The sequence below is a fragment of the Fibrobacter sp. genome (assembly GCF_045112255.1).
Lineage (GTDB): Bacteria > Fibrobacterota > Fibrobacteria > Fibrobacterales > Fibrobacteraceae > Fibrobacter.
Genome location: NZ_JBGUHR010000098.1, coordinates 1 through 12,203, shown reverse-complemented (window position 1 = coordinate 12,203; position 12,203 = coordinate 1). Strand labels below are relative to the sequence as shown.

The window sequence follows — 12,203 nt, the reverse complement described above, 5'->3', positions numbered from 1 at the left end:
TCAAGAAAACGTTTTTAGAGAGCACCCCTGCTTCGGGGCGTGCAAGAACAGAAAAGGGCGCATCCATTTGCCCGTCGCCCCGGGCTGCAACATAGAATGTCGCTTTTGCGACCGCCGCATCAACGAAGATGCACAGGTTCCTGGCAACACAAGCAAAGTCATCAAGCCTGAAGAAGCATGCGGATACATCCGCAAGGCATTAGAATTTGTGCCTGAGCTTACCACAGTAGGCATTGCTGGGCCAGGCGACACGCTCGCAACGCCGTTCGCCTTGGATACTTTCCGCTTGGTGAAAAAGGAATTTCCGCAATTAATCCGCTGCATGAGCACTAACGGCCTTTTGCTGAACGACAAGGCCGACGAAGTCATCGACGTGGGCATCGACACACTCACGGTTACGGTAAACGCAGTCGATCCGGAAATCGAAGCGATGATTAACGCAAGGATTTTTTACCACGGCAAGACCTACACAGGCGTCGAAGCGGCAGAAATCTTGATACACAACCAGCTCGAAGGCATCCGCAAGGTCGCCAAGAGCGGAACGCTCATCAAGGTGAATACGGTACTTTGCCCGGGAATCAACGACCAGCATATCGAAGACTTGGCAGCAACCGTCCGCGAAGCAGGCGCAATTATATACAACATTATTCCCTTGATTCCGCAGAACGGATTCAAGGACATTCCGGCACCGACTCCGAAGGGACTTGCAATTGCACAGGAACAGGCCGGCGTATTCATCAACGTATTCAAACACTGCGCACATTGCCGTGCCGACGCCGTTGGCGTCCCCGGCGTCTATGACATCGGCGCACAAATCTACATGGATCGCATCCGTGTAAAGGAGACTTTCTCTCATGGCTAAATACAAAGTAGCAGTCGCCACGAATGATGGCGTCAATGTCAACGTCCATTTTGGACATGCCGCAGCGTTCGACATTTACGAAGTCGATGATGTGAGCGGGGAATTTGAAAAAGTCGAAGTCCGCGTGAAGCCGGAACACTGTGACGGTTCTTGCGGAGACGGAACATGCGGTCGCCAAGAAGTGGAACATTCATCGATGTTCGCAGCCGCCAAGAATCTTGCAGACTTGGACTACGTTCTTTGCCAACAGCTCGGCCCGCAAGCCATCCAGTCATTGGCCCGTTTTAACGTGCGCGCTTTTGACATTGCGCTCCCGATTGCCGATGCGATTGCCAAGATAAATTTATACCGAAACAAAGTTGCCGAGCGCCTTGCTAGAATCAAGGGGCTGCAAAACAAGAATGCATAAAATCGAAATTTTTCTAAAAAACTCTTGACGAAATAACAAAACGATTTTATATTAATTCCTACTAAATTTATAGGAATAAGAATGTCAATTCAATTTGCAAATATTTGTTGTATGAGCGGCCGATGTTGACGGGCGCTTATTTGTGATATTGATTTTTTCACGCCCGTGTATGGTTATCCTGCACGGGCTTTCCTTATGGGCTTTCGCCCTCATCACAAATTTTCAGGATTTAATATAATGGAAAGTTTAACGGCAAAACTGTGCGCTTTTGCCCGTGCCTGGCATTCGTCACAATCAAACCACGCGGTTTTCAACGACTTTCTGGCACTGGATTTCATGGGACAAGAGGAGTATGAAAATGTTTCAAACTTCATCTTAAAGCAATTCCCAGAAGAGTCTGAGAACTCGGTTGAATTATTCAATCGAAAATATTTCCTTCCGATTGTACTTTCGCGAAGCCGCTTTGCAGAGGATCGCGTGAAGCTTTTAGCGCAATCAGGAAAGATTCAATACGTGATTTGCGGAGCTGGCGTTGACACGTTCTCGTTCCGCAATAGAGATCCGAACGTCGAGATTTTTGAACTCGATTTGCTACAGACGCAAAGCTACAAGAAAAAACGGATAAGCAAACTCCAGTGGAATGTAACAAAAAACGTCCACTTCGTCGCGGTAGATTTCAACAAAGATCACATTGTAGATAAACTTGTCGAAAACGGTTTCGATAGAAATAAGCCTACCATCGTCAGCATATTAGGAGTCTCGTATTACCTCCCTCTACGCATATTTGCCGAGACCATCCGCCAGTTTTCGGAAATTGCAACGACAGGAATTTCAATCGTTTTCGATTATCTGCAAAAAGATTTGCTTTCGGATTCCGTTCAAAAACTGCGAAAAATAGTTGCAGATTGCGGAGAAACAATGGCCGACAGCTATCGCGATCAAGAAGTTTTTGAAGTTCTTGAACGTTACGGATTCAAGGTCGATGAGTTCCTTGGACAAAACGCACTGCAGCAGCGGTATTTTCAAAAGGGAAACCTCAAGGCTTTCGACTCCGTTCGGCTTATTGCGGCAATAAAGTGATTATAGAAATCTTTTATCGCGAGTTCTAGAAAAATAGTATACAAAAATCTCTTGCCAAAACAAATTGCTTTATCTACATTAAACATACAATTCCAATAGGAAATAAAAAATGAATTTTCTTTTCAATAGCTTTAACTCGGTGTGTTGTTGTTGATGTCGGACGGGCATCTAGTTTTTAGGCTATACTTTTAAACAGGTTCCCGCTCGGTTTTCATGTTCCGTAGCGGGATTTTTTTTATTCATAACAAATTTTAAAACACAAAAGGCGCTAGCACTCATAGCGTCATAGGAGACTTTTATCTTATGTCTAATTTCAACAATATCGAAACAAAACTCATTCACGGTGGCATTGATGGCGACAAGACGACTGGAGCCGTAAACGTTCCCATCTACCAGACATCCACCTACAAGCAGTCCGGACTTGGCGAAAACAGTGGCTGGGAATATTCACGCACAGGGAACCCGACCCGCGCAGCTCTCGAAGCCTTGATTGCAGAACTCGAAGGAGGCGTTGCAGGTTTCGCATTCGCTTCGGGTATGGCAGCGACAACGACCGTACTTTCGCTTTTTAAGCAAGGTGACCGCATCATCATTTCGAGCAATGTTTACGGCGGCACATTCCGCGTTTTGGATAAAGTCTTTAAGAATCTCGGCATTACCTATTCTATCGAGGACACCACCGATTTGAAAGCGCTCGAATCCAAGATTACTCCCGATGTCAAGGCATTCTTTGTCGAAAGCCCCGCAAACCCGCTTTTGACAGTGACGGACTTGGCAGGCGTCGCCGCAATCGCCAAGAAGCACAATCTCTTGACTATCGTCGATAACACATTCATGACACCTTATTTGCAGCGTCCGATTGAACTTGGCGCGGACATCGTAGTGCATAGCGCTACAAAGTATCTGGGCGGTCACAGCGATTTGGTGGCAGGCCTTGCCGTTGTCAATTCCAAGGAACTTGCCGAAAGACTCGCATTCACGCAGAACGCAACGGGTGCAGTTCTCGGACCTTTCGATTCCTTCCTCCTGATTCGCGGCATCAAGACGCTCGGCGTCCGTCTGGATCGCCATACAGAAAATGCAGAAACCATCGCCCGCTACCTTGAAAAGCACGATGCCGTAAAGCACGTTTATTATCCGGGTCTCCCGACAGCTCAGGGTTACGAAATCAACAAGAAGCAGGCTAAAAACGGCGGCGCTATGATTTCGTTTGAACTCTACGAAAACTACGACATCAAAAAATTCTTCAAAGCCCTGAAACTCGTTTCGCTTGCCGAAAGCTTGGGCGGTGTCGAAAGTCTCGTATGCCATCCGGCCACAATGACGCACGCCTCCATCCCGAAGGAAATCCGCGAGAAAGTCGGCATTACCGACGGTTTAATTCGCTTGTCCGTTGGCATCGAAAAAGTCGAGGACATCATTTCAGACGTAAATGCAGCCATTGATGCGGCAAAGGCATAAGGAGCGAGATATGCATTACTACGAATCGATGAAGTCCCTGATTGGAAAAACGCCGCTCGTAAAGTTGACGCATGTCGGCGTCCCTGAAGGTGTAAACTTATTCGTAAAACTTGAACTTTGGAACCCTTCCGGTAGCGTAAAGGACCGTGCCGGTCTTTACATGGTCGAAGATGCATTCGCCAAAGGAACACTTAAACCAGGAGGAACGATTATTGAAGCGACCGCAGGCAATACCGGACTTGGCATTGCTTTTGCGGCGCTCAACCGTGGCGTACGCGTGATTTTCGTGGTGCCGACGAAGTTCTCACAAGAAAAGCAGACGCTTTTGCGCGCGCTTGGAGCAGAACTCATCAACACACCGCGTGAAGAAGGCATGCTTGGCGCAGAAAAGAAAGCCGAAGAATTGCTCAAGCAGATTCCAAATTCCATATCGCTCAGGCAATTCCACAACATGGCAAATCCGCGTGCCCATTACGAAACGACAGGTCCAGAAATTTACGACGATCTCGACGGCCACGTAGATTATGTGGTGGCAGGCGCAGGGAGTGGCGGCACATACAGCGGCATTCTCAAGGCACTCAAGGAACGCAACCCGAATATTCAAGGCGTGTTGGCAGATCCTGTAGGCTCTACAATGGGCGGCGGCGAACATGGCGACTACAACATCGAAGGAATCGGAAACGATTTTATCGCCGATACCATGGACATGTCGCTTGTAGACCGTGTCATTAAAATCAATGATGACGACGCCTTTGGCGGATCCCGTGAACTCGCCCAGAAAGAAGGAATCTTTGCAGGATCTTCGTCGGGCGGCGCTTTCGCGGCAGCCAAAAAGCTGATTGCCTCGGGCGTAAAAGGGAACATCGTCTTTGTGGCTCCAGACCGTGGCGACCGTTACTTTAGCAAGGGTTTGTACTTGTAGTCAAAAAATGGTTTAACGAAATCTTCGAGATAAAAGTGAAAATAGCCCCTGATGTTTAAGACATCAGGGGTTTTTCTTAGTCGGATTTATAAACTAGCTTAAACTAATTTGCTTTTGTCCAGAACAAAACCTTGCGTTTTACGAATTCAAAAAGTTCCATAATCGCAAGGACCACAATGCCTGTCCAAAGAATTCCGGCAACCATGTTGGGGTAATCGGAATAGTCTGCATAAAACTGCACAAAATGCCCAAGCCCCGTATTTTCGCCGAAGAGTTCTGCGACAGTGAGCATAATGAAAGAAAGCCCCATGCCTACCGAAAGTCCAGAAAATATGGAAGGCAGGCTTGCAACAAACGCGATTCTCCACAAGTATTCAAATCGCCCAATGCCGATGATGGCAGCGTTCCGCTTGTATTTTTCGGGAATATCAGCGGCACCGGCAGCGGTGTTCAAATAGATAGGCCAAAAAGCGGCAATGAAAATGATAAATGTGGAAGAAAGGTAGAATGTCGGCAAAATTGCAATCGCGTAGGGAATATAAACGTTAGGCGGGATGGGTGCCGCAAATCGGGAAATGGGCTTTAACATATTGCCCACCCAGGGAACAGATCCAGAAACGATTCCCGCAGAAATTCCGACAACAGCAGCCGCAAAGTAAGCAGGAACGAGTTTCAGGAGAGAGGCCCAAGCACTCCGCAAAAGTTCTTCGCGAGAATTGTAAAGGGCGTTAACAATCGCTTTTGGCGACGGGAACAAATATTGACTACTCCAATCCGGGCCGCTACTGATAAACGTCCAAATTCCAATTAAAAACAAAAGGAATAAAAATCCAGAAAACTTGGATAGATATTTCACAAAAATTCTCATATGCTAGCGCCCTCCTGTACGGTATGGCCGAGTTTTTCAAGGATGTCCTTGTGATAGGCTTCTTCAATTTCGATAATTGTCTTTTGGACTTTTTCGTCGCGGAACCAATCGCTGCGATTTTTCTTCACCGGGAAATCCAAAGGGATATCCGCAATAATGCGGCCGGGCGTCGAACCCAACACAATAATCCGGCTCCCAAGATACACAGCTTCTCGAATATCGTGAGTTACAAACAAAGTCGTTATCGGTCGATCTTTTACGCCTCGGCAAAGTTCAAGAATCAAATCTTGAAGGCTTGCTCGATTTACCGGGTCAAGCGCCCCAAAAGGTTCATCCAAAAGAAGGGCATTAGCACCAACGCTCAACGCTCTTGCAATAGCACCACGTTGACGCATACCGCCCGAAAGTTCAAAGGGATATTTATGGAGGCTTCCTGAAAGTCCCACCAAATTCAGGTATTCTTCAGCTAGATGTTTTGCAAATCGGCCCTTGGCCTTTTTTGTCTTTTTGATAGCGAGCGAAACATTCTGAAGAAGCGTAAGCCAAGGAAAAAGGGTGTAGTCCTGGAAGACTACACTCCTTTCTGCGGAAGGTTTGTCTATTTCCTTTCCGTTCCAGTAAACACGCCCCTCGTTTGGCTTTGTAAGCCCTGCGAGAAGGTTCAGCAAAGTGGTCTTGCCACTTCCGCTTTCGCCTAAGAGACACACAAACTCGCCTGGTTTAATTTTCAAGTTGATGTCTTTCAGGATGGGCTTGCCATCATAGGAAAAAACGAGATTTGTCGCTTCAAAACCACTTTGCTCTTGATTCATGTTGAATATCCTTAATTCCTTGACTTGAATGTTTTTTCAGCCTGAGCGTAGAATTCAGACTTTGGCTTTTGCTTGCGAAGTTCTGCAAGCGCTTTACGATAGTAGTCCGTGACGACATATTCAGAAACCTTCTTGTCGGACTTGATGAATTCAGCATCCTTCAAGAAATCCCAGAAGAATTCGACGCCTTTCACGTTCGGGTCGGTATCCTGCGTGACATGGCCGCTATAGAAAGCCTTGTTGACGAGAGCCGTATCGAGCTTAATCCACTTGGCGATAATTTCTACACTCTTCTTATGATCATTCCGTACAAGTTCTTCGGCTTCAATCAACGACTTGACCAAGCGTTTGTAAATATCGTCGCGACCTTCAAGCTTGCGGAGCGAAGCAATCAAGCGGCAGCAGATATGCCCCGGATTGATGTCCCTACTGCGGAGCACCACAGAAAGGCCAGCTTCTTCAGCACGGAGGTCATGCGGTCCCCAGGTAACACCTGCGTAAACGCTTCCGTTCTTTACCGCTTCGATAACAGCAGGCGGATTCTTGAGTTCTACAATGGAGACATCCTTACGCCAATCGATACCTTCTTTCTTAAGGCCGCCACGAACAATGGCATCGGCAGTTCCCAAGCGGATTGTCGCAATTTTCTTGCCCTTGAGATCGCTCAACTTCTTGACGGAACCTGCGTTTTCCTTGCGAGTGATAACCGCCTGATCGCCACCCATGATACCGCCAATAACGCGAATGTCGGCACCTTGCGAAATGTGGATGAGCGGAGCGAGAGAGCCAAAAGCACCAGCGTCAAGCTTGCCTGCGCGAACAGCAGCGATGCCGTCACCAGAATTCGAGAATTCCACCAACGTCACGTCAAGTCCGTTCTTCTCGAAAATGCCAGCATCTTTTGCGATGAAGAATTTTCCCTGCCCCGTAGAAGACAGGTAACCGATGGAAAGTTTGTCTGCGGCAATCGTAGATGAAACGCAGGCGAGAACAAAGAGGAATGCCAATGCAATTCGAACGTGTAATTTATTCTGAGTCATTGTAGAATTCTCCATTGTTAGAAGGAGTATGTTGCAGAAAGTTGATAACGATTCAAGTCAGCTTCTTTTACCGTATTTTCGGTCAAGTAATCCGTTTGAACACGAAGGTATTCAAATCCAAGCGAGAAAGCTTCTGTCAAATTGTAGGTCGTATTAGCAAAGAACGAGAAGTTCTGTTCACGGCCACCAACTTTTCTGATGTCTTCACGCTTCAATTTGTCAAGGCCCGCTCCCACATTAAAGGCTATTTTCTCGATAAACTTGGCCTGCAAAGCAACCCAGCCACCATAAGCGCCAATACTTTTTACACTTTCAGGATCTTCTGCATTAGAAACAAGTCCGCGTCCAATACCTGCTGCGTATGTATCAAGATTTGCGCCAATAAAATATTCGCCAAGAACCGTAAAATTCTTCGTAATGGGGAGTGTCAAATCCACATTGAAAGACCACGAAGGAATATCCTTAGTATCGCCAGTTGCGTCCAAGTCGATTTCCTCTTGGCCATAATGACCGGAAACTCCTAAACCAAACTTTTTGTTTTCCACCCAAAGAGGAACAGCAATACCGATGCGTCCCTGAATCGTGGGAATATCAGAGTCAACGCCGGTTTCCGAGGCAGAAGAAGTGTTATAAGGCTGAGTTTCGCCAATCGTGCGAACAAGGGCTACAGCAAAATCCAAAGATCCCTCGCCAACAGGGATTTTTTCTGTAAGTCTGAGCTGAGCTCTGCGAAGGCCGGCATCACCGGAGTTGTTGAGAACGCCAGCGTTGAGCGTCGGAGTTATCAACGGTGAAATCAAATCCCATGTTTGACCGCCCAAAATAGAGAAGCCGGACTTGCCAAAGGAAATTTCGCCGTAACCGTGACGGAGTCTCGGATTAGGCGCATTGCCAGAACCGCCACCGTAGAAATCAACTTCGATTTTACCATTAGCCTTGAAGAATGCAGTATCGCTACCGCTAGAAAGGTTGACGCCAATTCGTGTCAAGTTCGGAGTGAAATACCAGCCGCCATCGTTTTTGTTTGTAATGTCCGATGCAGCGGCGAAGTTTGCAAAATTGCCGTTATTACTTTTGGAGTCTTCGTAGGCTGCGTTCAAGGATGCAAAACCGTAGAGAGTTGCACTTACGCCAGTTTTTGTGGTAACCGCAATGGATTCTGCGGCAAAAGCGGTGAACGAAGACAAAAGGATAACTTGAGCTATAGATTTTTTAATATTGAAATTCATGGAGAATCTCCTATTTTTGTATGAGTTGAGTAACCACGCAGAGTAATATTCTGCGCACATTTGGATTCACCAATCAACCTTCAAAAAGGTAGTGGCTTATTTACTTGGAGAGTTTACAGCTACAACACATATAGGTATCCTCGTGTTGATTTGTTAATGTATCGGAACACAATGTTCTCGATTGCGGTGCATAAATTAGAAAACAAAAATCGTTTTGTAAAATACTTTATTTTTATCACTTGATATAAGGACAGACTTTACATATAAGATAATTTTATGTATATCATACATAGATAGCGAAAGGCTATAAAAAAATGCCGGCTGAATCATCAGTCGGCACTTTTGTTGATGATAGTGAAGAAGCTTTAAATTTATTTTCCACCAACAGATGCGCTATAGATCTTTTCGAGTAAACTAAGCGCACCCTTGTAACCTGCGAAACTTCTATTGATAATCAAAGATTCACTAGAAGGCGGCGTAATTTCAAAGAACAAAGCGTTCTTTTCATTAGCAAGGTTGATTTCCCAAGAAGAGGCAAGAATCAACGGCTTTCCAGAAGTAAAGTTCACTTCCTTAATAGCCTTTTCGATCAAGTAACCGTCTTCTTCAAATTCCACCTGGACATCGACGCCTTCACTGATGTTGTGGAAAGCATCTTCGATTTTCTGGCGGAATTTCTGCGGAGGATCATCGGAGATGATGGCCTTGCGCGGAATAAGACCGATTTGGTCGGCGAGGAACTTGGTATAGGCAAGCGTGTAAGCGGAATCTGCGGTGATGGCAAATTCACTCGGCATACCATACCAGTATTCTGCAAAAAATTCCGAGAAGTGTTCCAGATAGTAGTAATAAATGCGATTTTCTTCCTTGATGAATTTTTCGCTCTGTTCTTTGTCGATTCCCGCGAAATCGACGACCATACGAATAAATTCAGAGGTTGCTTCTGCACCGATTGGAATTTCAGGAATGTGAAGGAACGGCTGGCCATATTTCTGCTGGAGATGTTCTGCGTTACGCACACCCACCCACGGAGAAAGCACCAAGTTAAACTGAGCTTCAGGAATACGCAACCAATCCTTGACACCGTTATTTTCGGGTCCAAAGAGAACGTTGACTTCAAAGCCGGCACCACGGAGGATACGTGCAATTTCCTGATAGTCGCCACGCCAGTTCTGGTTATAGTAAGGAGTTTCAAACCAAAGGTTGATCAAGCCTTTCTTGCGTTCACCCTTGTAATCGCCAACGAACTGGTCAACAATCGCGTTCACGACTTCTTCGTGACCGAAAAGGTTATTGCCCTTGAAACCTGCGGCATCCACAGCGACAATCGGATATCCCTTTTCGCGATAACCGCGAACCAAATCCGGAACGTCATCGCCAATAAGCCCGCCAACGCAGCCGGTAAGAACAACATAGAGGTCACCCTTGAAAACCTTGAGCGTCGATTTAATCAACTGATCCAACGTCTTAATGCCGCCGAACACGATGTCGTTTTCGGTAGAGTTTGCACTCGGCATATTGCCTGCACCTGCATAGACGCTACCCTGGAATCCGTTTTCAAAAGTGAGGAATGCAGTCTGCTTGAGCTGGCAACCCGGAGAGCAGTTAGCTATAGGCACAGCGCCCTTGATGGCAACAACAGTATTGGTCGCACCAACTGCACAGCTAACGCGAGGGTCCGAAATAGAATTGCTTTTTTTCTTTTGTACTGTAACTGACATTGTTAAGACCTCCCTTATGCGTTTTCCGAGTTAGATTTTTCGCCATTATTGACGTTGCTGAACTTGAGATTTCTCGGTTCCGGCAGGTCGTCAAGTGTTTCCGGATGATTCGTCAAGTAGAACGGATCGTCCTGAGAAAGCCACCAATCAGAATACGGGAGTTCAATATTGCGTTTGAGAACCTGGTTAAACTTTGTACGTGCGATAACGCCCTTGAGCATTTCGCCGATGCGGAGAATGCCTTCATAGCCCACCGGAATGTGTTCGTCGCCCATGGTAAGGGTCGGGAATCCGAGATGTCCTGCAACAGAAGCAAGACCCGGATGGCGAATGAGCAAGAAGTCCGTCTTGGCGCGCTTCAGGAGCTGCGGAAGCTGGAATGCACGAGTCTTACTTACAGTGTAATGAGGAATGTCACCGTAAGTTTCCACCAGCTCCTTCAAGGTATCCTGATGTTCTCCACCGCCATCATAAACGGGGTCATGGTGGAACACCAATGCTGCATCGTGGCCAATGCCAAGTTCAGAAAGAACGCTGATAAGGCCGTGAGCGTATGCAGAACCCGTCATCACGATGCCATTTTTGCCCTTGAAAAATTCGCGAAGTTCGGCAAGCTTCGGAGCAATGCGCTTGTGTTCGCTTTCGATATATTCTTCGGCTTCCTTTTCCTTGCCAACGACTTTAGCAATCGCGCGGAGCCATTCATCGGTACCCTTGATACCGTAAGGCTGCGGAGCGTCAATTTGCGGAACGCCAAAAGATTCTTCAAGTGCTGTCGCCATGTAACCACCCAAAGTATCGCAGAAGGTGGTGGTTGCCACAGCTTCGGACGCCTGGCGAATTTCGTCGTAAGAAGCGCAGTCCAAAAGGTAGTTGACGCGAAGACCGAGAGGCGCAAGCATTTCGGAGAAGTAGTCCGTTCCCCAAAGTGCCACAATGTTGATCAAGTCCTTTTGTTTCTTGGTCGGATGGCGATTCACAATTTGACGGAGAACGCCGTGGAATGCAATGTCGAAACCCGTGGACCAGTGCTTGGAACGGAAGCCTTCGCAGTGCAGCGGGACAACCGGAATTCCGATTTCATCTTCCATTTCGGTAGCGATGGAGTCGATGTCTTCACCGATAATAGCAGTGGCACAAGCCATGCCAATGAAAATCGCCTTAGGATTGAAACGTTCCTTGGCATCAAGGATGGTCTGGCGGAGTTTTTCGGATGCACCAAAGACCATGTCCTGTTCTTTCAAGTTCGTGCTGATGTTCAGCGTATTCTGCAAGGGCTTGCCGCGACGCTTAAGACCCACATGCATAGAAAGGTTGAATTTAGAGTTTTCACCACTACAGCCGATAGGTGAATGGTCAATCAATGCGCAGTCCGTCAAGTTACCAATTTGGCACTGGATAATAGCGTTGGAGCACATCGTTTCCTGGTTGAGCGGAGAATGCAATTCACAAAGTTTGCAGCCCAGTTTACCGCCACAGCCACCATGCTTTTTCTGGCTGCGTTCATCGTAAGCGGATTCCTTGACCAAGTCACTCGCTTTGCCGTCCCAGCCGATAATTGTCCCCAGTCGAAGTTCGCGGTTTTCGACCGAGGTCATGTTAAGATTAATATTAGTCTTTCCCATAGAAATTTAATCTCCCTTTTGCGCTAAATGGAGTAATCCTTTTCCATCATGCCGTAGTCGATGAGAATTTGTTCGAGACGGTCCTGTGTCATCGGGGTCGGGATGGTGAAGAGTTCGTTCTCGTCGATGTTCTTCGCGAGTTCGCGGTAGACGTTGGCCTGGCTGCAATTCGGT

Annotated in this window: 11 protein-coding genes and 1 pseudogene; 5 read left to right on the top strand and 7 right to left on the bottom strand. The window is 46.9% G+C overall.

Annotated elements, in window-relative coordinates; all coding sequences use genetic code 11:
* The 5 genes from ACJMM9_RS12820 to ACJMM9_RS12800 form a co-directional block, all read left to right on the top strand.
* Positions 1–862: radical SAM protein (locus tag ACJMM9_RS12820; RefSeq protein WP_405327642.1), on the top strand; the 862-nt coding region annotated here is incomplete at its 5' end.
* Complete coding sequence (locus ACJMM9_RS12815) at positions 855–1,271, top strand: NifB/NifX family molybdenum-iron cluster-binding protein (protein WP_405327639.1); 417 nt, start codon at positions 855–857, stop codon at positions 1,269–1,271. The genes ACJMM9_RS12820 and ACJMM9_RS12815, both read left to right, overlap by 8 nt.
* A gap of 237 nt (positions 1,272–1,508) precedes the next feature.
* Positions 1,509–2,351 (top strand): class I SAM-dependent methyltransferase, encoded by an 843-nt coding sequence (locus ACJMM9_RS12810; RefSeq protein ID WP_405327636.1) that lies wholly within the window; start codon positions 1,509–1,511, stop codon positions 2,349–2,351.
* A 303-nt stretch (positions 2,352–2,654) separates the two neighbouring features.
* The gene (locus ACJMM9_RS12805; RefSeq protein WP_405327633.1) at positions 2,655–3,812 is read left to right on the top strand and encodes a trans-sulfuration enzyme family protein; all 1,158 of its coding nucleotides are present in this window, start codon (positions 2,655–2,657) and stop codon (positions 3,810–3,812) included.
* Positions 3,813–3,822: 10 nt separating this feature from the next.
* Positions 3,823–4,734 (top strand): PLP-dependent cysteine synthase family protein, encoded by a 912-nt coding sequence (locus ACJMM9_RS12800; protein ID WP_405327631.1) that lies wholly within the window; start codon positions 3,823–3,825, stop codon positions 4,732–4,734.
* Between the two features lie 103 nt (positions 4,735–4,837).
* On the opposite strand, the gene ACJMM9_RS12795 is transcribed toward ACJMM9_RS12800, so the two are convergent.
* The 7 genes and pseudogenes from ACJMM9_RS12795 to nifH form a co-directional block, all read right to left on the bottom strand.
* Positions 4,838–5,491, bottom strand: a complete 654-nt coding sequence (locus ACJMM9_RS12795; RefSeq protein ID WP_405327629.1) for an ABC transporter permease — start codon at positions 5,489–5,491, stop codon at positions 4,838–4,840.
* 107 nt (positions 5,492–5,598) lie between these two features.
* A complete protein-coding gene (locus ACJMM9_RS12790; RefSeq protein WP_405327626.1) occupies positions 5,599–6,414 on the bottom strand; it encodes an ABC transporter ATP-binding protein in 816 nt (271 codons plus the stop codon).
* 11 nt (positions 6,415–6,425) lie between these two features.
* Entirely contained in the window at positions 6,426–7,454 is a 1,029-nt protein-coding gene (locus tag ACJMM9_RS12785; protein ID WP_405327623.1) for an ABC transporter substrate-binding protein, read from the bottom strand.
* 17 nt (positions 7,455–7,471) lie between these two features.
* A complete protein-coding gene (locus tag ACJMM9_RS12780) occupies positions 7,472–8,683 on the bottom strand; it encodes a hypothetical protein (protein ID WP_405327620.1) in 1,212 nt (403 codons plus the stop codon).
* A gap of 371 nt (positions 8,684–9,054) precedes the next feature.
* Positions 9,055–10,404, bottom strand: coding sequence for a nitrogenase component 1 (locus tag ACJMM9_RS12775; protein ID WP_405327617.1), 1,350 nt, complete (start codon positions 10,402–10,404; stop codon positions 9,055–9,057).
* 14 nt (positions 10,405–10,418) lie between these two features.
* Positions 10,419–12,029: a nitrogenase component 1 gene (locus ACJMM9_RS12770; protein ID WP_405327615.1), complete on the bottom strand. Its 1,611-nt coding sequence runs from the start codon at positions 12,027–12,029 to the stop codon at positions 10,419–10,421.
* A 23-nt stretch (positions 12,030–12,052) separates the two neighbouring features.
* A pseudogene (nifH, locus tag ACJMM9_RS12765) lies at positions 12,053–12,203 on the bottom strand (nitrogenase reductase); the annotation flags it as partial.